Here is a 26,648-nt window from a genome sequence, read left to right as displayed (position 1 = left end):
AACTATTTGATTACAAATTTACTTTTATAATCCAAGCATCTTCAAAATCATTCAATTTTCTAAAATCAACCAATCGCTCGTATAAGGCATCAGGATCGGTACTGTAATCAATATAAATGTAGTGATAGTTGTTTGCCGGATTTACAAACCTGACGGGCGTAAGACCTCTTAATTTCATCTTATCTTGCCAACGCAATGCATTATCACCTTGCGCAAAAACGTGATTTACGATGTAATAACCTTGATCCATTCCCGGTACGGTTAAAGGTTTTGAAGCCAGCATATCTTGCAACACCTGAGATCTTGTACTATTTTTAATAGTGCTCAAAGACTTAGACGGTATGGGTTCCCCGTCTTTACCGTACTGTTGTACATCATCTTCGGTTTCCGAAGGACTTTCGGTTTGAGGAAGAGGTTCTTCTACTATATCTTGTTTGGTCTGCGGAATTTCCACCGGCATTTTTGATGGAATACTATCAGCTTTCCCTTCTACAACCACGCGCTGATAATAAGCAGGGCTTATTTCGGTTTGAAAAGCATTAAAAAACACAAACAATCGGTCTGATTCTGTTTTGAACTGAAGTTTTACTTGGGTTGCATCGTTAGCAATCAACGCATTGTTTTCATTCGGAATATCCACTTTAGCCAGATCAAAGCCTAACGTGTTGGAGCTCTTAGGAGTTCTGTTTACATACTTTTTGTCTTTGACCGTGATACTGCTGTTAAAAAAGTTATTGGCATAACGCACCCGGCTCTGAAGCGCTACATATTCGTTTTCTTGTTCGCTAAAAATTGAAACCGCATCTCCGGGCAATACCAGATCACCTTCTAAAGCCGCCAGCATGATCGAGGTTTTTACGGCACCGCTTTCGACTACTCTAAAATTATTAAAGTCTATCTCCTGTGAATTATTCGGATTGATAAAACTAAACCCATGATACCCCGTAAAATACTGCAAAGGTGCTTGCGCATCTTCATAAATAATATACAGCATCCATCCGGCAGAACTTCCGCCGTACATATAGCCTTCCAATGCAGTCACATTTGCAAGAGTGTACGTGCCTGACGAAGCTTTTTGAGATTTTAAAAGTGATGTAATTTCGCTGTAACACACATAAGGCGCGGCATTCTGTAGTTCGATAACTTCATCCCGCATCCCATCGTATAAGACTTCCCCTTGAATGCTATGGTAGGTTTTGCTGTTGGGCAGCTGTAGTTTTACAAGGTCAAAAGGTTTACTTCGTTTTTTATTGAGTTTATATTCAACACGGTCATTGCGCACACGTTGTTTACCGCGCTCTCCGGGATACGTAGCCACCCAGTAAAGCCCGGCATATTTAATAGTGGCATCTTTAGGCATTGTAAGCGTGGCACTACTGGAACTAAAGGTGGCAGCATTTTTATCTACGTCAACATACACCATTTCTGTACGATCGTTTAAGCCCTTAGGACGCACATAAGCACGGGTAGGATGATCGCCTAAAATAGTATTGCCTATAACTCGTGTATCGCCTTTTAAGTAAAATTCATTTACTTTTTTAAAAGCTACTCCTTGAGCAAAACTCAAAACAGAAAAAAACAAAAAGCTTACGAGTAATTTTATATGCATAGTGCCAGATTAATGAGAGTTGCGCCAAGTTACAAATAACCCCTTTTATTTTTGGTCAAGATCAGGTAAATTGTAAACCTATACTATACAGATGCAGCGCATTAAATTTTATAAAACCTTGTCTACAAGCAATCTACTTATTTTAGGAGTCGTTCTGCTGGCTATGGGCTTTTCTAGTTATAAAATTCTTTTTTCAGAAACTGAAGATGTAAGCACCTACGTCATTATTAATAGCCTGGTTAGTGTACTGCCCGTTATCATCTATAGTTACCGCAAACAAAAAGCACATTGGGTTCAATATGACCAAAAACGCATTAATCTGCAGCTCGCCGGGGTTCAACAAATCATAAAAAGAAAAGCGATCTCAAAAATTAAAGTAAACGGAAAATCCATTGAAATCCTATTTAAAGCAAGTCCGGGATTAGTACTCGACCTCGAGTCTTACGCTACTGAAGATGTTCTTTTTTTCGAGAAGATTTTAAAAAACAACTATTCATGAGCGCTAAGAAAATCACATTTATCAATCAAAATGAGCCTTGGCGACTAGCTGTTCCTGCAGTAGGTTTTGTTCTGTTTTTAGTGGGAATGCTTGCTTTAAAAGAAACTGCATTAGGGATGGTGATTCAACCTCTGGGTATGCTGCTTATGTTTGTTCCGCATTTTATTCCTTTTAAGCTGAAGAACTATGTACGGTTTACCAGGCGGATGATTTCCTTTAAATTAGAAAAAGGCGGAAGTTACCACTACAGGTTTTCTCAAATAAAATATGTGGAGGCTTACGAAGATCGTTTGGTCATTTATACCTCAAGAAAGAAGTCTGAAAAAGTCAGGATTAAAGGTTATGCAAAAGCTGACCTAAACCGACTTCTAGACTTATTACAGCCCGAAACTGAACACACCGCGGAAACCGTTTAGCCTTTAGGCTTCCCTCCTACGATGATCACAATTTCTCCCTTAGGTGCTTTGGCCTCAAAATGTTTTAACACCTCAGCTGCAGTACCACGCACGGTTTCTTCATGAAGTTTTGAGATCTCTCTGGAAACCGAAATGCTTCGGTCTTCGCCAAAAAATTCTACCATATTTTTTAAGGTCTTTACCAGCTTATGCGGACTTTCATAAAAGATCATCGTGCGCTCTTCTTCCGCCAAAAGTAAAAATCGGGTTTGTCGCCCCTTTTTTACCGGAAGAAATCCTTCAAAAACAAATTTATCATTAGGTAAACCGCTATTAACCAACGCCGGAACAAAAGCAGTAGCACCCGGCAAACAATCAACCTCCATACCTGCTTCTACACAAGCGCGTGTTAATAAAAATCCCGGATCTGAAATCGCCGGAGTTCCTGCATCACTTATCAAAGCAAGAGTTTGCCCGTTTTTGATACGGTCTACAAGACCTTCAACCGTTTTATGCTCGTTGTGCATATGATGGGAGTGCATCTGTGTGGTGATCTCAAAATGCTTAAGCAACTTTCCACTAGTGCGGGTATCTTCGGCAAGAATAAGATCTGCCTCTTGCAGTACTTTAACTGCTCTAAAGGTCATATCCTCCAGATTGCCAATGGGTGTGGGTACAAGAAATAGTTTACCCATTAGGAGTCAAATTTGCGGGCTACCAGCTCTTTAAAGCGTGTCTCATACATCTCTTTTCCGTCCCAATTGTTATAGTCTGGTTTTACCATCTGGTCGATAAGGGTAAACGCTTCTTCTTCAGAATTTGCCGTGTTGAGTTGTGAAAGCACCCGATTATAATCCGTATCGCTTCCGTTAAAAAGATGTTTTATAAATGCAATGCGGTCATTAAGGCCAAAAGAAAGTCCGCGAGAGATACGGTCGTTCAGTTTTCTAGGCTTGCTTTCCTGTGGTTTTGCATCGTCTTCAAACTCGGCAATTCGACCATATTCACCAATCTCGTCTTTATCGTTTTTAACCACATCAGGTTTTTGGGTGATTTGCTGAAACATCGCCTCAATAGCATCTGCTTCAGGCGGCATTTGAGCGACAATATCTTTGATCTTTTCAATCACCGGCTCGTGTAACGAAGCCTGATTGATCTTGGGCTCTTTTTGTTTTTTCGGTTCAGGGTCTTCTGCTTTAGGCTGTGTTTCTTGTGGTGTTCTTAAGCGCTCAAAGAGTTCTTCGTTAGCAGCGGCTATACGCGCAATACGCTCTAATTCGGTTTCTTCTTTTTGAGGTGCTTCAGCCGGAGTTTCTTCAACTTGCTCTTGTTGAATTTCCTGAATACTTTCAGCAATCACTTCGCTATCTTCTTCCTCTAAAGCTTTGATGATTTCGGCTTTGCCTATGGTGGGTTTTGCAGTGTCAAAATGCGCTTCTACATAAGCTAAAATTGATAGTGCTTCATAAATCTTCTGAGCTTCAATTTTTAGGGTCTCGTAATCACTCTCTGAGTCAAGTTTTAAAATCTTGTGCGCCAGGCTCACCAAGTCAGATTTTAATTTCTTCTTCATAAGTTTTTTGTTTGCTCTGTTTATTTGCTGGGGTTTTTAATAAATTTGCTAAGCCCTCTAAGAATAGCACCTTTGCCCTTTAAGAGGTTGAAAAGTACGAAATGTTTCTCGAAAATACCGTTAATCATAAAGAGCAATTTGGATGGATAGAAGTCATATGCGGCTCTATGTTCTCGGGTAAAACCGAAGAATTAATTCGCCGACTAAAACGCGCCAAGTTTGCTAAACAAAAGGTTGAGATCTTCAAACCTGCAATAGATACCCGCTATGATGACGAGCTGGTCATCTCTCATGATGCTAACGAAATCAGATCTACTCCGGTACCTGCCGCTGCTAATATTCCTATTCTTGCAGACGGTTGCGACGTGATAGGTATTGATGAGGCACAATTTTTTGATGAAGAAATCGTAAAGGTGTGTAATGACCTTGCCAATCGCGGAATCAGAGTCATAGTTGCCGGACTTGACATGGATTTTAAAGGAAATCCTTTTGGCCCAATGCCTGCGCTTATGGCTACCGCCGAGTATGTCACTAAAGTACACGCTGTGTGTACACGTACGGGAAATCTGGCGCAATTCAGCTACAGAAAGGCTACCAGCGATGATCTTGTATTGCTGGGTGAAACCGAAGAATACGAACCCCTAAGCCGTAGTGCTTATTATAAAGCAATGCTTCGAGAGCGTCTAAAAACTATAGAAGTTAAGGACCCCGAAGAACTTAAAAACCCAAAAACAAAAGACTAAATGCCGCACACTGTTCTCGAAATAGACCTAAATGCCTTAAGCCATAATTATGACTATCTACGGTCTAAACTAGAACCAGATGTAAAAATGCTCGCTGTTGTAAAGGCTTATGCTTACGGAAGCGAGTCTGTAGCTGTTGCCCGCAAACTGGAAGAAAAAGGTATAGATTATTTTGCTGTCGCTTATACCCCAGAAGGTGTTGCTTTACGCGATGCAGGAATTAAAACACCTATTCTTGTTTTACACCCGCAGATTGAAAATTTTGATCAGGTGATTGAGCATAAACTAGAGCCAAGTATTTATAGTTTTAGAGTACTAAAAGCTTTTACCGAGATCGCTGAGTCAAAAGGTTTAAAAGATTATCCCATTCATATAAAATTCAATACCGGTTTAAACCGGCTAGGGTTTAAAGATGTGAATGAGAAAGATATCCTAGAACAATTGCACGCCACTGAAGCACTAAAGGTTAAATCGCTGTTCTCACATCTTGTAGCTAGTGAAGATCTGAATGAGCGCACGTTTACCCAGCAGCAAATTGACGCCTTTGAAAGCAACGCAAAACATATGATTGCCGGTTTAGGCTATACCCCAATGTTGCATCAAAGCAATACTTCGGCGATTATAAATTATCCTCAGGCACAGTTTGATATGGTGCGCACCGGAATAGGCCTTTATGGCTACGGAAACATTCAAGCTGAAGATTTAAAACTAAAACCGGTGGCTACCTTAAAAACGGTTATTTCGCAAATTCATGATATTGCCATTGGAGAAACGGTAGGATACAATCGTGCGCATACTGCTGCAAAACTAGGCCGAAGCGCAACACTACCTATTGGCCACGCTGACGGTATTTCTCGCGCTTACGGTAAAGGTCGCGGCTATGTGATGATCAAAGGAAAGAAAGCACCAATCATAGGCAATGTGTGTATGGATATGATCATGGTTGATGTTACCAAGATTGATTGCGAAGAAGGTGACGAAGTGATTATTTTTGGGAAGGATGCTTCGGCAGTAGCCTTAACAGCACGCATAAAAAGTATTCCGTATGAGTTAATTACAGCGATCTCTCAACGCGTTCAACGAAAAATTATAGAATAACTAACAGCTTCTGCTTTTAGTCTTTTTAATATTTACCTATATTAGAACTTTATTTAACTACTTAAACCAACGAAATAATGGCATTTTTTAAAGATTTTAAAGCCTTTTTAATGAAAGGTGACATCGTTGCTCTAGCAACTGCGGTAATTATAGGTGGAGCATTCAACAAAATTGTAGGCTCCTTAGTTAAAGATGTGATTATGCCCGTAATAGGTGTGATTATGGGAGGTAAAAACGTTAACAACCTCTTCTTTTCTCTGGATGGAGGAGAATATGAAACGGTTGACGCTGCCATTGAAGCCGGAGGAGCAATTATGACCTACGGTAACTTCCTGCAAGCTGTGATTGATTTTATCATCATTGGTTTTGTGATCTTCTGGTTATTGAAAGGTTATGAGAAAACCAAGAAAAAAGAAGAGCCTAAACCAGCTGCTCCTAAAGGACCTACTCAAGAAGAATTACTTATAGAAATTCGCGACGAATTGAGAAAGAAATAATGACTCGTGTGCCTTGAGGCACAAACCGCTGCACTGCAGACTAATTTTAACTAAACCCTCGAAGAAATTCGGGGGTTCTTTTTGTTATATAAATAACATAATGTTTATAAAACATACAAAATGTCACTTTTTAAACAAATGTGTATATTTTTAATAAGATAGTCTGCTTTTTTATAAAGTGTTGCTACTTTTGGCGTCCGCAAGCTAAAAGCCTTCAGGCTGGCTGATTTTCAGCGGAACTAACAAACTAAATTTTCTCAACGATATTGAGATTGACACACGCTAAAGATTAAAATTATGAAAGTAGCTGTTGTAGGTGCCACCGGGATGGTAGGCCACGTAATGTTGCAAGTATTAGCAGAACGCAACTTCCCCATAACCGAATTAATACCTGTTGCCAGCGCACGCTCAGTAGGTAAAACGGTTACCTATAAAGACAAAGAATACACCATTAGTTCTATGGAAGATGCAATCGCAGCACGTCCTGATATTGCGATTTTTTCAGCAGGTGGTGGGACTTCGTTAGAGTTTGCTCCTAAGTTTGCTGAGGTAGGTACTACCGTTGTAGACAACTCTTCTGCGTGGAGAATGGATCCTGACAAAAAACTTATTGTTCCTGAGATCAACGCTTCAGAATTAGAAGATTCAGATAAAATTATCGCTAATCCTAACTGTTCTACCATTCAGATGGTTTTGGCTTTGGCGCCTTTACACAAGAAATATAAGATCAAACGTCTTGTGATTTCTACCTATCAGTCGATTACAGGAACCGGAGTTAAAGCGGTTCAGCAGTTAGAAAATGAATACAAAGGTGAGCAAGGTGATATGGCTTACGCGTATCCTATTCACCGCAATGCAATCCCCGCTTGTGATGTATTTACCGAAAACGGTTACACTAAAGAAGAAATGAAACTCGTTAACGAGACTCAGAAAATCTTAGGTGATAACACGATTGCAGTTACTGCTACAGCGGTGCGCATCCCGGTTGTGGGTGGCCATTCTGAAGCGATCAACGTGCAGTTTGAAAATGATTTTGACCTGGCGGAAGTTCGCCAACTGCTTCAAGCGCAAGATGGAGTTACCGTTCAAGATAACCCGGATACCAATACCTACCCAATGCCTATTTATGCTGAAGGTAAAAATGATGTGTTTGTAGGTCGTATACGTCGTGATTTTTCTCAAGAAAACACTTTAAATATGTGGGTCGTTGCAGATAACCTAAGAAAAGGCGCAGCAACCAATGCGGTTCAAATCGCTGAATATCTAGCAGCTAAAGAATTGGTTTAGTTTAAAAGAACCTAATAATTTCACAAACCTCTGAGACCTGGCGTTTCGGAGGTTTTTTTATTGGCACCGCCAAAGGGTTTAATACTCCATCCCGATAGCTATCGGGATGCCTCGAAATTGAAAATTCGTTTCCAAGCAATGCCTCAAGGGCTTGCTCTGAGGTAGTTTACTGACTATATTTGGAAGAATTCAATTTTGTTTCAAATGAAAAAAATAGCGTATGTGGGCGCACTTACGATTCTCTTCAGCGCCTGTGAAACCAATGAAAAAAAATCCCCTGAAATGGCAGTAACTTATCCTGAAACGAAAAAGGTTGATACCGTTGACACCTATTTCGGCACCGAAGTTCCCGACCCGTATCGCTGGCTCGAAGACGATCGCAGTGCCGAGACTGAGGCTTGGGTAAAAGCAGAAAACAAGGCTACGTTTGGCTATTTAGATAAGATTCCGTTTAAAGATGAAATCAAGCAAAAGCTTGAGAAAATCTGGAACTACGAGAAAATTGGCGCTCCTTTTAAAGAAGGTGATTACACCTATTTCTACAAAAATGACGGACTGCAAAATCAATATGTGATTTACCGTTATAAAACCGGTGAAGATCCTTCAACTGCAGAAGTATTTTTGGATCCTAACACCTTTGCCGAAGACGGTACGGTTTCACTAGGCGGTCTTAGTTTTTCAGATAATGGAAAACTGGCTGCGTATAGTATTTCTGAAGGTGGAAGCGACTGGAGAAAGGTTTTAGTAATGGATGCTGAAACCAAAGAGATCACCGAAGATACTTTGGTCGATATTAAATTTAGCGGAATCTCTTGGCGCGAGAATGACGGTTTTTACTACTCGAGTTATGACAAGCCAGACGGCAGCGAACTTTCAGCAAAAACAGATCAGCACAAAGTGTATTATCACAAGCTGAATACGGCTCAAAAGGAAGACAAACTGATCTTTGGCGGTACGCCTGAGCAAAAGCATCGCTACATTGGTGCCGGAACTACAGAAGACAATAAATACTTGATCTTAAGCGCTAGTAATGCAACTTCAGGAAACAAGCTTTATATCAAAGATCTGAGCAAGCCAAATGCCGATTTTGTTGCGATTGTTGATACGGAAGAGACCAATACTTCTGTGATCGAAAATGTAGGCTCTAAACTTTACATTGTGACCGATAAAGATGCGCCCAACCGCAAGATCGTTACCGTTGACGCTGCTAACCCAACTCCCGAAAACTGGGAGGATTTTATTCCGGAAACCGAAAATGTGCTTTCGCCTTCTACCGGTGGTGGTTACTTTTTTGCAGAGTATATGGTTGATGCCGTTTCGCAAGTAAAACAATACGATTATGAGGGTAAACTTGTACGTGAAGTAGAACTTCCCGGTATCGGAAGCGCAGGCGGTTTTGGAGCTAAAAAAGAAGATAAAGAACTTTATTACAGCTTTACCAACTATACCACTCCAGGAAGTATTTACAAATACGACATCAAGTCTGGAGCTTCTGAATTGTTCCGTAAACCGGCGATCAATTTCGATCCTGAAAATTACGAGAGCAAGCAAGTATTTTATACCTCAAAAGACGGTACAAAAGTTCCTATGATCATCACCTTTAAAAAAGGTTTAGAACTTAACGGAAAGAACCCAACCATTCTTTATGGTTATGGTGGCTTTAATATTTCGCTTACGCCTTCATTCAGCATCACTAATGCGATCTGGATGGAAATGGGCGGTGTGTATGCCGTGCCTAACCTGCGTGGTGGTGGAGAATATGGTAAAGAATGGCACGACGCTGGTACCAAAATGCAAAAACAAAACGTCTTTGATGACTTTATCGCTGCCGCAGAATACCTGATTTCAGAAAACTATACGTCAAGCGATTATTTGGCAGTTCGCGGGGGTTCTAACGGCGGTTTGCTCGTGGGTGCAACAATGACACAAAGACCCGATTTAATGAAGGTAGCGCTTCCTGCAGTGGGCGTGATGGATATGCTGCGTTATCATACATTCACCGCTGGAGCTGGCTGGGCGTACGACTACGGAACTTCAGAAGACAGCAAAGAAATGTTTGAGTACATTAAAGGTTATTCTCCTGTTCATAATGTAAAAGCCGGAACTGAATATCCTGCCACTTTAGTAACAACAGGAGATCACGATGATCGTGTGGTTCCTGCACATAGTTTTAAATTTGCTGCAGAATTGCAAGAAAAACAAGCCGGTGACGCACCTGTTTTAATACGTATTGAGACAGATGCCGGCCACGGTGCCGGAACTCCGGTAAGCAAGCAAATTGAGCAAACAGCAGATATTTTTGCCTTTACGCTTTATAATATGGGATTTGACGTGCTTCCTGAAAAAACTAAATCAGAGATTAAAGGCTAACTGCAGAGCCTCTTGTAACCACTTAAATTAAGACCTCAAAGGCTTTGATAACTTTTGAGGTCTTTTTATATTCTATTATGCTAAAAGTAGACATAACCGACTTCGGCTATACCGAAAAAACCGTTTTAAAAAACCTTGATTTCACGGTAGAAAAAGGAAAGCACATTTCTATTTTAGGGGAAAGTGGCTGCGGAAAAAGCACTTTGCTCAAAATCATCTATGGCTTGCTTCACGTTGAAAACGGGACTGTTTTCTGGAACGACATCGAACTTTTAGGCCCCAACTTTAACTTGGTCCCGGGAGAGCCTTTTATCAAATATCTCGCTCAGGATTTTGACTTGATGCCCTATATTTCTGTGGCAGATAATATTGGGAAACATCTGTCGCGTCGTTTTATGCGGCAGCGGGAAGAACGCATCAACGAACTTCTTGAAGTGGTTGATATGACCGCTTTTGCAGATGTACACGTAAAATTACTGAGCGGCGGGCAAAAACAGCGTGTTGCACTCGCGCGTGCGATTGCCAAAGAACCTGAATTGCTTTTGCTGGACGAACCCTTTAGCCACATCGACAACTTTAGACGGAATGCCTTACGCCGAAATCTCTACGCGTATCTAAAAAAAGAAAATATTACCTGCATTACTGCCACGCACGACAGCGAAGAAGCACTTTCATTTTCAGACGAAATTAAAATGATGCGTGAAGGCCAATTTATACAAACCGCAACTCCGGAAGCTTTGTTTGAAAATCCAAAGAATGCTTATGTCGCTTCGTTTTTTGGTGATGTGAATACGCTAGAACTTGATGGTGAAAAACATTTGATTATGCCGCATCAACTTGAGGTTTCTGAATCTGAAACCGGTTTAAAAGCCACCGTGATTAAATCGTATTTTAAAGGAAGTTACTATCTCGTGGAAGCTGAAGCTCAAGGACAAAAGATCTACTTTAATACTGTTGATGATTTAGATAAAGACACTTTTGTTTATTTAAAACTGAAGCTCTAATCTAGCGCTATACTTTCATATTTTTTGGCGGGTCCAATAAATCAGCCAGCTCCTTCCCTATCTGGCTGCCAATAGCTACACCCATTCCTCCTAGTCGAACACCGCAAAAAACGTGTTCTGAAAGCGGTTTTAGGATGGGCTTCTTTTGAGCTCCAACACCCAGAATTCCGCTCCAGCGATAGTCGATTTCAACTTGAGTTTGCGGTAGAATTATTTGACTGAGTTTCTTTTCTAAATGCGCTTGAATGATTGCAGACGTGCCGAGCGCATCGGTTTGTTCCCCGGTTAAATCCAGGTTACGGCCGCCTCCTAAAAGGATTCGGTTATCGATATTTCTGAAATAGGTATAGCCCTTATCCAGGTGAAATGTACCTTTGATTTTTAAATCGGGGATAGGTTTGGTCACCAATACTTGATTGCGCGCAGGCTGTACTTGAGTAATTCCCAAATGTGCTGCAAAACCATTGGTTGCTATAAACAGCTTTTTTGTTTTGAATGAGATGGAATTTGCTCGGACTTCTACGCTGTTCGATAGCGTTTCAAAACCGGTAACCGTCCAATTATTTAAGATCAGAATATTTTGCCGAAGTGCTTTTTGAAGCAGACCTTGCATCATTTTGCCCGTGTCTATCGCACCTTCTTCAGCATTAAATAACAATCTATCTTGAACATTCTTAAAATGAAATCTGTTCGCAACACTACTGAAAACGGGCTTTTCAAAAACCGGTGCAAGCAATTCATTTAGATATTCGATCTGACTGAGGCAGTTTTCAAAAAGCTCAAGGTTTGTATTTAGAAATAGTTCGTAGCCGCCACACTTCTGAAAATCGATAGCGCGATCGCCAAGGGTTTCTCTCAAAACCTTCAGCCCCTCTACGCGCATTTTAACCAGTTTTAAAACTTCGTCTTCGCTATGCCGTTCTAAATCTGACAAAAGCTCAGAAACGCTCCCGAAACAAGCGAAACCAGCATTCTTTGTACTCGCTCCCTGCGGAAGACTTCCGCGCTCAAGAATTAGAATTTTTGCCTCGGGAAAGCGTTTACGCAGCTGCAATGCACAATTGAGTCCGGTAATGCCACTTCCCACAATAGTAAAGTCGACGTCTGCTAGCCAGGATTTGTATTCCCAATACGAGAGATTAGAATAGGGTTCTTGCATAACTGCTTAAAGATAGCAGAATTTTGCATTAAGGATTGAAGGATTTGTTTGAGCTCTTCTGACCCCTTCGGCAGAAAGCGAGTCCTGAAAGCCCGACCTAAGCGCTAGCGCAGGTAATGCCCAAATGAAACTTCTTTAAGGTACAAAACCCTTTGTAAATACCCATAAAAAAACCCCGAACAAACGTTCAGGGTTGATATCTATTGAAAGGTAGACGTTATTCTTCTACAGGTGGATTCATTTTAAAATCATCCATAAAGGCAGTGGTGTAGTTTCCTGAAATGTATGCAGGATCATCCATCAACTGTCTGTGGAATGGGATCGTTGTTTTAATTCCTTCAATAACAAACTCATCTAAAGCACGCTTCATTTTATTGATCGCCTCTTCACGGGTTTGCGCGGTAGTGATCAATTTTGCGATCATAGAATCGTAGTTAGGAACTATTGAATACCCGCTGTAAACGTGCGTATCGATACGAACCCCGTGACCGCCCGGCGCGTGTAAGTTAGTTATCTTACCCGGTGAAGGTCTAAAGTTGTTATAAGGATCTTCCGCGTTGATACGGCACTCGATAGAATGCAATTGCGGATAGTAGTTTTTACCAGAAATCGCAACTCCAGCAGCAACCAGAATTTGCTCGCGAATCAAGTCATAATCTACTACTTGCTCGGTAATAGGGTGCTCCACCTGAATACGCGTATTCATTTCCATAAAGTAGAAATTGCGATGCTTATCTACCAAAAATTCTACAGTACCGGCTCCTTCATATTTAATAAATTCTGCGGCACGAACGGCTGCAGCTCCCATTTTCTCACGAAGTTCATCGGTCATAAATGGTGAAGGTGTTTCTTCGGTAAGTTTTTGGTGACGACGCTGAACGGAACAATCACGCTCAGAAAGGTGACACGCCTTACCGTTGCTGTCTCCTACAACCTGAATCTCGATATGGCGTGGCTCTTCAATAAGCTTTTCCATATACATCCCGTCATTTCCGAAAGATGCAGAAGCTTCCTGACGCGCAGAATCCCAAGCTTTACGCAAGTCTTCTTTTTTCCAAACCGCACGCATACCTTTACCACCACCACCGGCAGTAGCTTTAAGCATTACAGGATATCCAGTCTCTTCTGCGATGCGCTCACAAGATTCAAAATCTTCAATAATCCCGTCACTTCCTGGAACACAAGGAACTCCGGCTGCTTTCATCGTAGCTTTTGCGGTTGCCTTGTCTCCCATCTTTGAAATCATATCCGGAGAAGCTCCGATGAATTTCACATCGTGCTCTTGACAAATTTTTGAAAAACGAGCATTTTCAGAAAGGAATCCGTAACCCGGGTGAATGGCGTCTGCATTTGTAATTTCGGCAGCAGCCATAATATTTGCGATTTTCAAATACGATTCACTACTTGGAGCCGGCCCAATACAAACCGCTTCATCTGCAAAACGTACGTGCAAACTTTCGGCATCTGCAGTAGAATAAACCGCTACAGTTTTGATGCCCATTTCTTTACAAGTTCGTATTACACGTAGTGCAATCTCCCCTCTGTTTGCTATAAGTATCTTTTTAAACATATCTGTTGTCTTTATAGTTTAAGCCATAAGGCTTTAATCTATAGTATTTGATCTTTTTAAACGCCGAGTTTCAGCGTATGCTTACCATTAATGGAAACTTTAGATCAAATAAATAATTATGCAGGGTCTACCAAGAATAATGGTTGGTCAAATTCAACCGGAGAAGAATCATCAACAAGAACTTTAACGATCTTACCGCTAACTTCACTTTCGATCTCGTTGAATAATTTCATTGCTTCAATAACGCAAAGTACGTCACCTTCTTTGATACTTGCTCCAACTTCAACAAAAGTAGGTTTGTCTGGTGCTGGTTTACGGTAGAATGTACCAATGATTGGCGACTTTACAGTAATGTATTTGTCACTATCATCTGCCTTAGGCTTTTCAGCTTCTGGAGCTACAGGGGCAGGTGCCGGTGCTGCTGGTTGTGCTGCAGGAGCTGCTTGCTGTGGCATTGCAGAACCCATCATAGGTACTTGCTGAAGGATTGTGGTCTCACCTTTACTGTCTTCACCAGTTCTAATGGTGATTTTCACATCGTCCATCTCAAGTTTAACCTCGCTTGCGCCAGATTTAGCAACAAACTTGATAAGATTCTGAATTTCTTTTAAATCCATAATTAATAACGTTAGTTAGATTAAAAATTAAGCATTGTAGGCCCATTTCAAATAAATGGAACCCCAAGTAAAACCGCCTCCAAAAGCGGCAAATATTAAATTATCCCCTTTTTTAAACTGCTTTTCAAAATCGCTTAAAAGCAAGGGAAGTGTCGCAGATGTTGTATTTCCGTAACGTGCAATATTCATCAGCACTTTACTGTCGTCAAGCCCCATACGTCGGGCAGTTGCGTCAATAATACGTTTGTTTGCCTGGTGTGCTACAAGCCAACTAACATCATCGTGACTCAAATTATTGCGCTGCATAATGCGCTCGCTCACATCTGCCATGTTTGATACGGCAAATTTAAATACTGTTTTACCGTCTTGAAAAACGTAGTGTTTTTTGTTTGCTACCGTTTCTTCTGAAGCCGGCATCAAGGATCCTCCCGCTTCAATACGCAAGAAATCTCTTCCTATACCATCAGAACGTAAAAATTCGTCTTGAAGTCCTAGGCCTTCTTCATTAGGTTCAAAAAGGACAGCGCCACCGCCATCACCAAAAATGATGCAGGTAGTACGATCTGTATAGTCTATAATAGAAGACATTTTATCTGCTCCTATTAAAAGTACTTTTTTGTATTTTCCTGAAGCTACATATGCAGAAGCTGTAGACATTCCATATAAAAAGCTAGAACACGCAGCTTGTAAATCGTAAGAAAATGCATTTGTTGCACCTATTTGTGTGGCAACATAAGCTGCGGTAGATGCTACGGGTAAGTCGGGAGTTGCGGTAGCCATAATCACCATATCAATTTCTGATGGTTCAATACCGCTTTTGTTGATCAGGTCTTCGGCAGCTTTAATACCTAAAAAAGAAGTTCCTTTATCGGGATCTTTTAGGATTCTGCGCTCTTTAATTCCTGTTCTGGTTGTGATCCATTCATCATTGGTCTCAACCATGGTTTCCAAAATTTCATTGGTAAGCACATATTCTGGCACATAAGCGCCAACAGCAGTTATGGCTGCAGTGATTTTACTCATATAAATCTGGTTTCTACGAAAAAACAAGTTTTTCGCTTAAAAAATGGGAGGAAAAGTACTAAAAATAGAACAATTAAAGCCTACAATTAACGTTTTTTGCTCCTTCTAAAAAATAAAAAAAACTCCCACTTTGATGGGAGTTTAATCTTTTTATAAGTCTTTGTTAAGCAACTTCTTCGCCAGCTGTTGCATCAATTACAACCTGCCCTCTGTAATAAAGTTTGCCCTCGTGCCAGTGTGCACGGTGATAAAGGTGAGCTTCACCAGTAGTGGCGTCTACACCAATTTTAGGCATTGCAGCTTTGTAATGTGTTCTTCTCTTATCTCTTCTTGTTTTCGAGATTTTTCTCTTAGGATGTGCCATTACCGTTAATTATTAATTATCTGTTAAAAAATCTTTTAGTTTGTCCCAACGGGGATCTATTTCTTTTGGTTGAGGTTCTTGTTCCTCTTCCTCTTGATTATCTTTTATACTTAATTCTTCAAGTTTATCTAATATGTCTGACTTTAAAGTACCGTCTTCAACTCCCGGATGCACTCTTTTTGCAGGCATCGCCAGAACCAAAGTTTCATAAATGTACTGTGCGATATTCACTTCGTATTCACCGTGTGGCAAAATTAAAATATCATCAATCTCATCATTGTACTCCTGACCAAACTTAACCACCAACTTATACGAAGTTTCTAATGGATTATCGTAAGGTTCATTAGTTAAATCACAATTTACATTTACAGTACCTTCAGCATCAAAGTAAAACTCCATCAAGGTTGACTTTTTAATCAAAGTTACCTTTAAGTCTACTGCGATGCTATTGAAGTCATCATAATCAAAATGCTCAAAGAACGTATTGTCAATATCATATTGAAAATCGTGTTCCCCTTGTTTTAAACCAACAAATTGTATGGTATACGTTTTCAAATGCTTCATTACCTTTCTCTTTCCTAAAATCTCCACTTCCGCAAAAGGCGGGTGCAAAGATATAAATTTTTATTTAGCTGTTAATTAAGTGTGGATAAATTTTTTAAATATGTTTATTTTCCACGAGAGCGACCGGAATATTGTTTTTTTCGCGGTTGTTTTTGCAAAATATTTTCGGTCAAGACAGCATATTCTTCTCTTTTCTTATAAATATCTAACGCCATATATACTGCTTCTTTAAACGAATTGATGTCAGCAGTGCCTTTTCCGGCAATTTCAAATGCGGTTCCGTGATCTGGAGAAGTACGTACTTTGTTCAATCCGGCCGTGTAATTAACCCCTTTTCCAAAAGCTAATGTTTTAAAAGGAATTAAGCCCTGATCATGATAGGCTGCAATGATCGCATCGAAATTCTTATAGTTTCCGCTTCCGAAGAAACTATCTGCAGCATAGGGCCCATACGTCAGATTTCCTTGATCGCGCAGTTCTTCTAATGTAGGAATCAGAACCTCATCATCTTCCTTACCGATGACGCCGTTATCTCCAACATGCGGGTTGATTCCTAAGAATGCGATTTTAGGTTTACTCACGCCAAAATCTTGAACCAGCGAATGATGAATTGTTTTAAACTTCTGTTTGATCAAATTGGCTGTAATTTTAGTAGTCACATCTTTCACAGGCACATGGTCTGTAAGTAAACCAACCTTGAGTTTTTGTGATACCATAAACATAAGGCTATGACCTTCTAACTCCTGATTCAAATAATCGGTATGTCCCGGGAAATTGAATTCCTCTCCCTGAATATTTGCTTTATTGATAGGTGCGGTCACCAAGGCATCGATTTCTCCTGACTTCAATGCAGTTACCGCTGCTTTCAACGATTTTATCGCATAACTACCCGCTTCAGGAGTTTCTGAACCAAAATTAATTCTAGGATTATCTTTCCAAACGTTGACCACGTTGATTTTACCTTCGATCACATTGCTTGCTTCTTTCACTCCTTGAAAGTTTATATCCAATTCAAAATGTTTCAGAAGGAAACTTACTGTTTTAGCCGAAGCAAAAATCACAGGTGTACAGAAATCAAGCATTCTTGCGTCTTCAAAAGTTTTGAGAACAACCTCTCCGCCAATTCCATTTAAATCTCCTATGCTAATTCCTAATTTTATGCTTTGTTCTTTCATGTGAAACCGCTTTGGTTTTCTTTTGTAAATTATAATGTAAAAGTACTTAATTAAAACGCAAACATGTTTACCGGCATTATTGAAGATTTAGGGAAGGTTGAAAAATTAGAACGCGAGGGAGATAATTTACATATTACAGTTTCTAGTAGGCTTACCGCCGAACTGAAAATTGATCAGAGTGTTGCACACAATGGAGTGTGTCTGACCGTAGTAAGTTTGAACGATAATTCGTACACCGTTACTGCAATTGAAGAAACGCTGAATAAGACTAATCTTAACGAGCTTAAAGAGCAAGATCTTGTGAATCTAGAACGTGCTATGATTCTAGGCAGCCGCTTAGATGGCCATATTGTTCAGGGTCATGTGGATCAAACTGCTACTTGTATAAATAAAGAAAATAAAGATGGAAGCTGGATATTTACATTCAGTTATAATCCTGATTTAAATAACGTTACCATTGAAAAAGGATCTATAACCATCAATGGAGTAAGTCTCACTGTAGTGAACTCTAAAATCAATGAATTTAGTGTCGCTATTATCCCTTATACTTATGAACATACCACATTTAAATTCATTCAAAAAAACACAGAAGTAAATTTAGAATTTGACGTAATAGGGAAATATGTAAAGCGCCTTATGAATTTGTAACTTTTTGACGCTCTGCTTTATAAAAGAAATACCCACCCATAAAAACGCCAAATATCAAAAGATGCGGAATATAGTCGTCTATTGGTGTCGGAAGTCCAAACGGAGGAGCATCGCCAGTTCTTACTTGAGGCTCAGGAGGTTCTTTAGCTCCTTGACCATAACCAATATGCGCAGCACCTGCAATGAGGATTAACGTAACTACATATGTATATAGTTTTGAACGCATAGAAGATGGGGGCTTCAGTTGAATGAACAGCGCAATATTAAGAAAAAATACATTATTTCAACTAATTAACACTACATTTTATCGGCCATTGTAGGTTTTTAACCTTAATAATATGCTAAATTAACCGATTCTAGAATAACACCTTGTGCATTTTACATATAAACCCTAAATGACTTTAAATAAATTACTTGCAAATTAAAAAAGCCTCAGAAGACAAAATCTTCTGAGGCTTAGTGTTTACTTGTGGTCCCACCTGGGCTCGAACCAGGGACCACCTGATTATGAGTCAGGTGCTCTAACCAACTGAGCTATAGGACCGGCTTTCAATATCAATTAGACATTAAAGCGGGCGCAAAAATAAGATTAATTTTTATTTGTCACAAGCATTTTATCACGGCTCGGCTCTGAGCTAGTCAATATCCTGACATAACTCTATTAAAACACCTCCTGTTGTTTTGGGATGCAAAAAAACGACCCACTTATTATCAGCGCCTTTTTTTGGGGTTTCGTTTAAAATGGTAAAGCCTTCAGATTTCAATCTATTTATTTCGGCTTTGATATCGTCAACCGCATAAGCGATATGATGTATACCCTCTCCCCGCTTTTCAAGAAACTTGGCAATAGGACTATCTTCTTTAGTTGCTTCAAGCAATTCAATTTTTGAATCACCCATTTCAAAAAATGAAGTATTTACAGCTTCAGAAGCTACGGCTTCGGTTTTGTAAGGTTGCTTTCCAAATAGCTTCGTATACATTTCATTAGAATCTTGCAGACTTTTAACTGCAATTCCTATATGTTCTATTTTTTTCATTATTAAAGTTTCATTCTATTTTATGCGGTATGCATTTCCATCTCATGCTAAAGGTAGCGCATTTATAAAAAATGTATTTTTGCCGTATGGAAACAAATAGACAAAAGAAAGTAGCCGGAGTACTTCAACGCGATTTGGTTGATATTATTCAAAAGGCATTGATGCAGGCAGGTGTAAAAAATATTATTGTCTCTGTGAGTAAAGTAAATGTAACTACAGATCTGTCACAGGCCAAAGTCTATCTAAGTATTTTTCCTCACGATAAAGCTTCTGAAATCTTAAAAGAAGTCAGTGCCGTAAAGCCTTTTATAAAACATGAGATCGCAAATCGTACGCGTCATCAATTGCGTCGTATGCCTGAATTGCAATTTTATGTTGACGATTCTCTAGAATATATAGATGGGATAGACAAATCTCTTAAAGGCTCTGAAGATCCAATTCAAAATCCAGATTTACTTCCGCGAAGAAAAAAATCATAAGTCACCTCACTATTGAAATTTCCTGTATTTATAGCAAAACGTTACCTGTTTACTAAGAGCAGTAATAATGCTATAAATATCATAACACTTATTTCGGCGATAAGTATTATTGCAGGTTCAGCGGCCTTGTTTGTCGTACTTTCCGGATTTTCGGGCTTAAAGGATTTTAGTTTGTCTTTTGCGTCCATTTTTGATCCAGATTTAAAAGTGCTTCCCGCAAGCGGAAAAACCATAAAATTCACTTCAGAGCAAGCTACTGAACTTGAAGATAATCCTGATATCGCTAGCTATACTCAGGTTATTGAAGAACGCGCTTTTTTAGAATTTAGAGGGAAAAACCACATCGCCTATATTAAAGGTGTTGATGAAAATTACCGAAGCGTAAATAGTATTGACAGCACCTTACTTTATGGTAATTGGATCACTCCCGAAGAGCCTGTAGCCGCCATAGGCTTTGGGATTTCTCGCATTCTTTCATTAGGAGTAAATAATTATACCGACTTGCTTCGTGTGATGGTGCCCAGACCCGGAACCGGTCAAATCACAGATCCTACGCAAGCTTTTAATAGTTCGCAATTGGTCGTTTCTGATATTTTTCAAGTAAATGAAGAACTTGATCAGAAATATATATTTACCAATATTAATTACGCCCGTAAACTGCTCAACTACAAGGATACGACCTTAAGTGCTATCGAAATTAAAATCAATCCTAATGCAGATCCTTTAAAGGTTCAGCGTGAAGTTCAGCAAATTTTTGGTCCTACAACCCAAGTAAAAACAAGGTTTCAGCTAAATGATAAGCTTTACAAAATGCTGAATGCTGAAAATTTAGCCGTTTACTTAATTTTTACCTTGGTATTGATCATAGCGCTTTTCAATCTGGTAGGAAGCATCATTATGATCATCATCGATAAAAAAGCCAATATTAAAACGCTGCATAGCCTAGGCGCGTCTTTAAAAGACATCAAAAAGATTTACTTTTTACAAGGAGCGATGATGAGTGTTTTTGGCGGTATAATCGGCTTGGTTTTGGGGAGTTTGATTGTGGGAGCGCAATTGCAGTTTCAGCTTAAAATGATCACGCCAACACTTCCCTATCCCATGGAATTTACACTCGTAAATTTCTTAGCGGTTTTCTTAACTATTTCTGTTTTGGGAATTTTAGCATCCTACCTCGCAGCTTCGACCATTAGACCGAAGCTTTTAGATGATTAATGCGTTCTCTACTCTAGTACGTTTGTTGTGCAAAATCATAATCAGCAAACAGTTCTTCAACCTCATCAAAAGCAGCAAAAACATCCTCCGGCGCATCGCTGGTTACCATTTTCATACGATACGGCTTAAACCCGGGAATTCCTTTAAAGTAATTTGTGTAGTGACGGCGCGTCTCAAATACGCCTAGTTTTTCCCCCTTCCAATCTATAGACATTTGTAAATGTCTGCGAGCAGCATCCACACGCTCTTGCATGGTTGGTGGCGCCATATGCTCACCGGTGTTGAAAAAGTGTTTTACCTCTCTAAAAAACCAAGGATAACCAATACTTGCCCGACCTATCATCGCACCGTCAAGTCCATAGTGATCTCGCATTTCTACAGCACGCTCGGGAGTGTCAACATCACCGTTTCCAAAAACAGGAATATGCATACGCTGATTATTTTTTACTTCAGCAATAGGTTTCCAGTCGGCATTGCCTTTGTACATCTGCGCTCGCGTTCTTCCGTGAATCGCAATCGCCTTACAACCTACGTCTTGCAAACGTTCGGCAACCTCAACGATTTTGATCGAGTCGTGATCCCAGCCTAAACGGGTTTTAACGGTAATTGGTAAGTTAGTATGTTTAACCATGGCTTTCGTAAGCGAAACCATCAGATCAATGTCTTTTAAAATTCCGGCGCCGGCACCTTTAGAAACTACTTTCTTTACCGGACAGCCAAAGTTGATATCAATAATATCTGGCTTTGAAGCTTCGACAATTTCAACACTTTGAAGCATCGACTCGAGATTGGCTCCAAATATCTGAATACCCACAGGACGTTCTTTCTCATAAATATCAAGCTTCATCACACTTTTTGCAGCGTCACGTATGAGGCCTTCACTCGAGATGAACTCGGTATATACCACATCTGCCCCCTGCTCTTTGCACAGCGCGCGAAAAGGTGGGTCACTCACATCTTCCATAGGTGCTAAAAGCAACGGGAAGTCTCCTACATCTATATCTCCTATTTTAGCCAAAGCAATACTTTTTAAAATAAATTCTTGGAATACTTAAAAAATTTCAGTCAGGTTTGTCCAAGACTTTCTGGGGCAAAATTAAGGAATAGTTTATTAAGTAGTATGCCGTTAGTTAGCACCGAGTTCTTGTAATCTGGATTCTTCATCAACTGAAGTTTCTCTGTTATTATCACTTAGCTTAAAGTTTCCGAAGTTATACCGCAATCCTACACGAATCTTTTGGAACTCCGGCATTGCAAAGAAGGTGTTGTTTTGATTTAAATAACGCGACTTAAGGGGTGTTTTCATCGTATTGAATACATCTTCAGAACTTAAATTAAGTATCAAGCGCCCATCTAAAAAACGCTTCTGAATATCGACATTAAGACGGTATTGAGGACGATCATATTCATAAGAGCCCACAAGATAATTTGTGGTGAAATTATTTGAAATAGTCACATTAAGGGTAGAATTGATAATGAGATAGTTTACGCTTTGAAAGAAAAATCCATTTATCTCATTTTCAATTTTACTTTGATTTCCATCTAGACTGGTAAATTCATTCTGCATATTAAAGAAGGATGCATAGATACTCATCCACATCCAGTTATTAACAAATTCTGAATAGCTAACGTCCAGACTGTATTGTTGCTCATAATTGAGGTTGGTATTTACACTTCTCAAGGTTAAATTTTCATTGTCCTGAAAGGGTAATCTACTCATCGCATTGTCGATACGATCCCAATAAAGGTCAAAACTCAACTTGTTTTTATACGTGTAATTAAAATTAACCCTGTTTGCAATTGCCGGTTGAATATTGGGGTTTCCTTCTTGAAAGTTGTTTTCATTTAAAAAATAGCGAAACGGATTTAAACTTTGAAAACGAGGACGATCAATTCTTCTGCTGTAGTCTATGCCAAAAGAATGATTATCAAAAGGATTATGCATCAAGTAAACCGTAGGAAACAACTCTAAATATTCCTGCGTATTCACAACGCCTAAGGTTCTCGAGTTCCCATTAGCATCTGTGTATTCTCCACGCAGACCGGCTTTAAAACTCCATTTTTCCCAATCCTTAGCAACGCTGAAATATGATGCATAAATAGCTTCGGTATAATCAAAATGGTCATTCAAGATCGCATCAGCATCGCTTACATTTCCTGCAGTATTGAAGAACTCCTGTCTACTTTCAGAATTGATCCCAGAATATTTTGCTCCGGCCTCAAATGCCCAGCTTCCCAAATTACCTAAATAATCTAATTGCCCCGTATATATCTGGGATTTTTGAGTTGGGATGGTGTTGAATGCATTAGAATTTGAAAGATTGCCTTGAGCCGAAACGTAACGCGTAGCCACAGCTTGCATTTGATCGTCTGTATAATCTATGTAATTGGCGTTGGCCGAAAGCGTTGCTCCATTTTCGCCCAACTGCTTCTCATAATTTAAATTGAAAAGCAAATTGTCACGCTGGTTTTCTAATCGGCTTTGCGTGGTATAAAGAGAATCTAATTGACCTTGCGGATTATAGGTTTCCGTTCTTCCGCTAATGTCTGAATTGGCTTTTGGCGTATGCAGAATATTAGCCGTAAAACTCAACAGTTCTGTCTCACTTAATGTGAAATCTAAGATCGTATTTAAACTGTGCGAAATGGTTCGGGTTTCTCGCTGGAATAAATCTTCCCAAGTTGCTTTTTCACTTCCGTTAGGGTTGTAAAATTGAACAAATCCTTCATCGGTTTTGACATCAAAACGCGAATTGAAATTATAACTCGCAAATGCATTTAACCAATCGGTTTTATAATATTGGCTGGTTCCTGCATTGTATTTGGGTTTGATCCCAACCGTATTTGAAGCGTTGATGCTTCCTTTATATCCTATGGAAAGGTTTTTTGAGGTTACAATATTTAAAATCGCGCCACCTTCAGCATCATACCTCGCCGGTGGATTGGTAATCACTTCAACTGATTTTATGTTAACTCCGGCAAAACCTTCTAGTAGTTGCTGCAATTCTTCATTAGTCAAATACACCTTACGGTCATTGATATAAACCTGCGCAGGTCTATTTTTTACCAGGAGTTGCCCCTGATTGACAACCACCCCGGGAGTTCGCTGTAAAATATCATACGTGGTACCTGAAGAAATCGCAGTATTCTCCACATTAAAAACCATTCGGTCTATCCCGCGTACGATGGTAGGTTTTCTATAGTTAACCGTGACAGCCTCTAAAGCTTCAGAGTTTTCTTGAAGTATTAAATCTGAGATACGAATTTCATCTTTCAGCTCAAACGAACTGCTGTAACCATCTTTAAAACCAACAAAACTGGCTTTGATCAAATACCTTCCGGAAGGTATTTCAGCAAAAAGAATTGCACCATTTTCTTCACTCACCGCTCCTTTTACAAACGTAGAATCTGCTGCTTTAAGCAACAAGACGTTAGCATAAGACACCTCTTGTTTATTGGTGTCAACAATTTTACCGGTTATACTTCCGGTCTGAGCAACAGATACAAATGAGAATAATAAAACGGAGAGTAATATCGGGTGCTTCATATATGCTCAAAACTAATGTAAAATCTTTGTTAAAATAAATTTAAAAGAAAAGAATTTCTGTTGAAAGCCTATTGTTTGAACTAAAATTTATTTATTAGAAAATGCATAACCTAAACTGTATATTTGCAGGCTAAAGTTCGCTTACTGCGAACATTGATGAAGTACGTTTATGAAGAACATTCGCAATTTTTGCATTATCGCTCACATTGATCACGGAAAAAGTACGCTGGCAGACCGCTTACTTGATTTTACCGGTTCGGTAACCGAACGTGAAAAACAAGAGCAACTTTTAGATAATATGGATCTGGAGCGCGAGCGTGGTATTACCATTAAATCGCACGCGATACAGATGAATTATATCCATAATGGAGAGCCGTTTATTTTAAATCTAATCGACACTCCGGGCCACGTGGATTTCTCTTATGAGGTTTCGCGTAGTATTGCTGCTTGTGAAGGAGCCTTACTTGTGGTTGATGCTGCTCAAAGTATTCAAGCGCAAACCATTTCTAACCTGTATTTGGCATTAGAGAATGATCTTGAGATCATTCCGGTATTGAATAAAGTAGATCTACCTAGTGCAAACCCTGAGGAAGTTACAGACGATATTGTTGATCTTCTAGGTTGCGATGCAGCAGATGTAATTCCGGCTAGTGCAAAAACTGGTATAGGAATTCAAGAAATTCTTGATGCGATCATTACGCGTATTCCGGCGCCAAAAGGAAATCCCGATGAGCCGTTACAAGCACTTATTTTTGATTCGGTTTACAACCCGTTTAGAGGAGTTGAGACCTATTTTAGAGTTATTAACGGTGAGATCACAAAAGGTCAGCATATTAAATTTATGGCGACCGGAAAGGATTATCACGCAGATGAAGTAGGGACATTAAACCTCAAACAATCTCCTAAAAAAGTTATCAAAACCGGTGATGTAGGTTATTTAATTACCGGAATCAAAGAGGCCAAAGAAGTAAAAGTTGGTGATACTATCACAGATGCGAAGAGCCCTACAACCAATATGATCTCAGGATTTGAGGATGTGAAACCTATGGTTTTTGCAGGAATTTATCCTGTAGATACTGAAGATTATGAAGATTTACGTTCATCGATGGAAAAGCTTCAGCTTAATGATGCGTCACTTGTTTTTCAGCCGGAAAGTTCAGCAGCTTTAGGTTTTGGTTTCCGTTGTGGGTTTTTGGGAATGTTGCACTTAGAGATCATTCAAGAACGTTTAGAGCGTGAGTTTGATATGACAGTGATCACTACGGTTCCTAACGTATCTTACCAGGCCTATACCATAAAAGATAAGCAAACACCTATTTTGGTGAATAATCCTTCAGATCTTCCAGATCCTGCGGGAATGGATCGTGTTGAAGAACCTTTTATAAAAGCTTCGATCATTACTAAAGCTGATTTTGTTGGTCCGGTAATGTCATTGTGTATCGAAAAACGCGGTCAGATCACTAACCAAACTTATTTGACACCAGAGCGTGTGGAGTTGAGTTTTGATATGCCGCTTGCCGAGATCGTTTTTGACTTTTATGATCGTCTGAAAACGGTTTCTAAAGGTTATGCTTCGTTTGATTACGCACCTATAGGTATGCGTGCTTCACACTTGGTTAAAGTAGATGTTTTATTAAACGGAAACACTGTAGATGCACTTTCTGCTTTGCTGCATAAAGACAACGCCTACGATATTGGTAAAAAGATGTGTGAGAAGCTTAAAGAGCTTATTCCGCGTCAGCAATTTGATATTCCTATTCAGGCTGCAATTGGAGCCAAGATCATCGCCAGAGAGACTGTAAAGGCCCTTCGTAAAGACGTTACAGCAAAATGTTATGGTGGAGATATTTCGCGAAAGCGAAAACTCTTAGAAAAGCAGAAAAAAGGGAAGAAGCGTATGCGTCAGGTAGGTAATGTTGAAATTCCTCAGGAAGCATTTATGGCGGTACTGAAACTTAATGACTAGATGAAACGTATTCAGTTTATAGGTTTAGCCTTGATCATTATCTGCGGAATGATCAGTCAGTATACAAACGCAACACAAAATCAGTTTTTAGTCTGGTTGCTAGCAATAGGAGCCGTCGCCGGAATCCTGATGGTAATCTCTGACTATTTTACTTCCAAAGAGAAAAAATAACGTATCAAAAACCTCGCATAAATTGCGAGGTTTTTTGT

At 39.7% G+C, this 26,648-nt stretch carries 27 protein-coding genes and 1 tRNA gene; 13 read left to right on the top strand and 15 right to left on the bottom strand.

Annotated elements, in window-relative coordinates; all coding sequences use genetic code 11:
• Positions 1-10 precede the first annotated feature (10 nt).
• On the bottom strand, positions 11-1,609 hold the full coding sequence (locus BUA96_RS04920; RefSeq protein ID WP_072981010.1) for a hypothetical protein: 1,599 nt from the start codon (positions 1,607-1,609) through the stop codon (positions 11-13).
• Positions 1,610-1,700: 91 nt separating this feature from the next.
• Here BUA96_RS04920 and BUA96_RS04915 point away from each other — a divergent pair, with 91 nt between their 5' ends.
• Positions 1,701-2,108 carry a hypothetical protein gene (locus tag BUA96_RS04915; RefSeq protein ID WP_072981009.1) on the top strand — a complete coding sequence of 136 codons (408 nt, stop codon included), beginning with the start codon at positions 1,701-1,703 and terminating at the stop codon, positions 2,106-2,108.
• On the top strand, positions 2,105-2,524 hold the full coding sequence (locus BUA96_RS04910; protein WP_072981007.1) for a hypothetical protein: 420 nt from the start codon (positions 2,105-2,107) through the stop codon (positions 2,522-2,524). Before BUA96_RS04915 ends, BUA96_RS04910 begins: the two co-directional genes overlap by 4 nt.
• On the opposite strand, the gene rsmI is transcribed toward BUA96_RS04910, so the two are convergent.
• Together rsmI and BUA96_RS04900 are read right to left on the bottom strand one after the other, a co-directional pair.
• Positions 2,521-3,198 carry a 16S rRNA (cytidine(1402)-2'-O)-methyltransferase gene (rsmI, locus tag BUA96_RS04905; RefSeq protein WP_072981005.1) on the bottom strand — a complete coding sequence of 226 codons (678 nt, stop codon included), beginning with the start codon at positions 3,196-3,198 and terminating at the stop codon, positions 2,521-2,523. The two genes, BUA96_RS04910 and rsmI, sit on opposite strands and share 4 nt — an antisense overlap.
• Positions 3,198-4,076 carry a hypothetical protein gene (locus BUA96_RS04900; RefSeq protein WP_072981003.1) on the bottom strand — a complete coding sequence of 293 codons (879 nt, stop codon included), beginning with the start codon at positions 4,074-4,076 and terminating at the stop codon, positions 3,198-3,200. Before BUA96_RS04900 ends, rsmI begins: the two co-directional genes overlap by 1 nt.
• A 101-nt stretch (positions 4,077-4,177) precedes the next feature.
• Here BUA96_RS04900 and BUA96_RS04895 point away from each other — a divergent pair, with 101 nt between their 5' ends.
• The 6 genes from BUA96_RS04895 to BUA96_RS04870 all read left to right on the top strand — a co-directional run bounded on the left by BUA96_RS04895 (position 4,178) and on the right by BUA96_RS04870 (position 11,075).
• On the top strand, positions 4,178-4,819 hold the full coding sequence (locus tag BUA96_RS04895; protein WP_072981001.1) for a thymidine kinase: 642 nt from the start codon (positions 4,178-4,180) through the stop codon (positions 4,817-4,819).
• The gene (alr, locus tag BUA96_RS04890; protein ID WP_072980999.1) at positions 4,820-5,917 is read left to right on the top strand and encodes an alanine racemase; all 1,098 of its coding nucleotides are present in this window, start codon (positions 4,820-4,822) and stop codon (positions 5,915-5,917) included. It abuts the gene before it with no gap.
• Between the two features lie 77 nt (positions 5,918-5,994).
• Positions 5,995-6,414, top strand: a complete 420-nt coding sequence (gene mscL / locus BUA96_RS04885) for a large conductance mechanosensitive channel protein MscL (protein WP_072980997.1) — start codon at positions 5,995-5,997, stop codon at positions 6,412-6,414.
• A 297-nt stretch (positions 6,415-6,711) separates the two neighbouring features.
• Complete coding sequence (locus BUA96_RS04880) at positions 6,712-7,701, top strand: aspartate-semialdehyde dehydrogenase (protein ID WP_072980995.1); 990 nt, start codon at positions 6,712-6,714, stop codon at positions 7,699-7,701.
• Between the two features lie 204 nt (positions 7,702-7,905).
• Entirely contained in the window at positions 7,906-10,071 is a 2,166-nt protein-coding gene (locus BUA96_RS04875) for a prolyl oligopeptidase family serine peptidase (protein WP_072980993.1), read from the top strand.
• A 77-nt stretch (positions 10,072-10,148) separates the two neighbouring features.
• Positions 10,149-11,075: an ABC transporter ATP-binding protein gene (locus BUA96_RS04870; RefSeq protein WP_072981770.1), complete on the top strand. Its 927-nt coding sequence runs from the start codon at positions 10,149-10,151 to the stop codon at positions 11,073-11,075.
• A gap of 7 nt (positions 11,076-11,082) precedes the next feature.
• Here the strand turns inward: BUA96_RS04870 and BUA96_RS04865 are convergent, their stop codons facing one another.
• The 7 genes from BUA96_RS04865 to pdxA form a co-directional block, all read right to left on the bottom strand.
• Complete coding sequence (locus BUA96_RS04865; protein WP_072980991.1) at positions 11,083-12,234, bottom strand: NAD(P)/FAD-dependent oxidoreductase; 1,152 nt, start codon at positions 12,232-12,234, stop codon at positions 11,083-11,085.
• Positions 12,235-12,451: 217 nt separating this feature from the next.
• Positions 12,452-13,804 carry an acetyl-CoA carboxylase biotin carboxylase subunit gene (accC, locus tag BUA96_RS04860; RefSeq protein WP_072980989.1) on the bottom strand — a complete coding sequence of 451 codons (1,353 nt, stop codon included), beginning with the start codon at positions 13,802-13,804 and terminating at the stop codon, positions 12,452-12,454.
• Positions 13,805-13,920: 116 nt separating this feature from the next.
• Entirely contained in the window at positions 13,921-14,421 is a 501-nt protein-coding gene (accB, locus tag BUA96_RS04855) for an acetyl-CoA carboxylase biotin carboxyl carrier protein (RefSeq protein WP_072980987.1), read from the bottom strand.
• 27 nt (positions 14,422-14,448) lie between these two features.
• Positions 14,449-15,444, bottom strand: a complete 996-nt coding sequence (locus BUA96_RS04850; protein WP_072980985.1) for a beta-ketoacyl-ACP synthase III — start codon at positions 15,442-15,444, stop codon at positions 14,449-14,451.
• Between the two features lie 163 nt (positions 15,445-15,607).
• Positions 15,608-15,808: a 50S ribosomal protein L32 gene (rpmF, locus tag BUA96_RS04845; RefSeq protein ID WP_040533061.1), complete on the bottom strand. Its 201-nt coding sequence runs from the start codon at positions 15,806-15,808 to the stop codon at positions 15,608-15,610.
• 12 nt (positions 15,809-15,820) lie between these two features.
• Positions 15,821-16,372 carry a YceD family protein gene (locus BUA96_RS04840; protein ID WP_072981768.1) on the bottom strand — a complete coding sequence of 184 codons (552 nt, stop codon included), beginning with the start codon at positions 16,370-16,372 and terminating at the stop codon, positions 15,821-15,823.
• Between the two features lie 104 nt (positions 16,373-16,476).
• Positions 16,477-17,547, bottom strand: a complete 1,071-nt coding sequence (gene pdxA, locus BUA96_RS04835) for a 4-hydroxythreonine-4-phosphate dehydrogenase PdxA (RefSeq protein ID WP_072980983.1) — start codon at positions 17,545-17,547, stop codon at positions 16,477-16,479.
• Positions 17,548-17,610: 63 nt separating this feature from the next.
• On the opposite strand from pdxA, the gene BUA96_RS04830 reads away from it, so the two are divergent.
• Positions 17,611-18,195: a riboflavin synthase gene (locus BUA96_RS04830; protein WP_072980981.1), complete on the top strand. Its 585-nt coding sequence runs from the start codon at positions 17,611-17,613 to the stop codon at positions 18,193-18,195.
• On the opposite strand, the gene BUA96_RS04825 is transcribed toward BUA96_RS04830, so the two are convergent.
• The 3 genes from BUA96_RS04825 to mce form a co-directional block, all read right to left on the bottom strand.
• Entirely contained in the window at positions 18,182-18,421 is a 240-nt protein-coding gene (locus BUA96_RS04825; RefSeq protein ID WP_072980979.1) for a hypothetical protein, read from the bottom strand. The genes BUA96_RS04830 and BUA96_RS04825 overlap by 14 nt on opposite strands.
• 244 nt (positions 18,422-18,665) lie before the next feature.
• Positions 18,666-18,739, bottom strand: a tRNA-Ile gene (locus BUA96_RS04820).
• Between the two features lie 91 nt (positions 18,740-18,830).
• Positions 18,831-19,232: a methylmalonyl-CoA epimerase gene (mce, locus tag BUA96_RS04815; protein WP_072980977.1), complete on the bottom strand. Its 402-nt coding sequence runs from the start codon at positions 19,230-19,232 to the stop codon at positions 18,831-18,833.
• An 86-nt stretch (positions 19,233-19,318) separates the two neighbouring features.
• Between mce and rbfA the strand changes: the two genes are divergently transcribed.
• Together rbfA and BUA96_RS04805 are read left to right on the top strand one after the other, a co-directional pair.
• On the top strand, positions 19,319-19,711 hold the full coding sequence (rbfA, locus tag BUA96_RS04810) for a 30S ribosome-binding factor RbfA (protein ID WP_072980975.1): 393 nt from the start codon (positions 19,319-19,321) through the stop codon (positions 19,709-19,711).
• 12 nt (positions 19,712-19,723) lie between these two features.
• A complete protein-coding gene (locus tag BUA96_RS04805; protein ID WP_072980973.1) occupies positions 19,724-20,926 on the top strand; it encodes an ABC transporter permease in 1,203 nt (400 codons plus the stop codon).
• A 13-nt stretch (positions 20,927-20,939) separates the two neighbouring features.
• Here the strand turns inward: BUA96_RS04805 and dusB are convergent, their stop codons facing one another.
• Both dusB and BUA96_RS04795 read right to left on the bottom strand, forming a co-directional pair.
• Entirely contained in the window at positions 20,940-21,944 is a 1,005-nt protein-coding gene (gene dusB, locus BUA96_RS04800; RefSeq protein WP_072980971.1) for a tRNA dihydrouridine synthase DusB, read from the bottom strand.
• A 108-nt stretch (positions 21,945-22,052) separates the two neighbouring features.
• Positions 22,053-24,473 (bottom strand): outer membrane beta-barrel family protein, encoded by a 2,421-nt coding sequence (locus tag BUA96_RS04795; protein WP_072980969.1) that lies wholly within the window; start codon positions 24,471-24,473, stop codon positions 22,053-22,055.
• 169 nt (positions 24,474-24,642) lie between these two features.
• Between BUA96_RS04795 and lepA the strand changes: the two genes are divergently transcribed.
• Together lepA and BUA96_RS17250 are read left to right on the top strand one after the other, a co-directional pair.
• Complete coding sequence (gene lepA / locus BUA96_RS04790; protein WP_072980967.1) at positions 24,643-26,439, top strand: translation elongation factor 4; 1,797 nt, start codon at positions 24,643-24,645, stop codon at positions 26,437-26,439.
• On the top strand, positions 26,440-26,610 hold the full coding sequence (locus tag BUA96_RS17250) for a hypothetical protein (protein ID WP_164916910.1): 171 nt from the start codon (positions 26,440-26,442) through the stop codon (positions 26,608-26,610).
• The last annotated feature ends 38 nt before the right edge of the window (positions 26,611-26,648 follow it).

Source organism: Leeuwenhoekiella palythoae (assembly GCF_900130045.1).
GTDB lineage: Bacteria > Bacteroidota > Bacteroidia > Flavobacteriales > Flavobacteriaceae > Leeuwenhoekiella > Leeuwenhoekiella palythoae.
The sequence above is the reverse complement of the archived record's forward strand: the minus strand, read 5'-3'. Positions and strand labels throughout refer to the sequence as shown.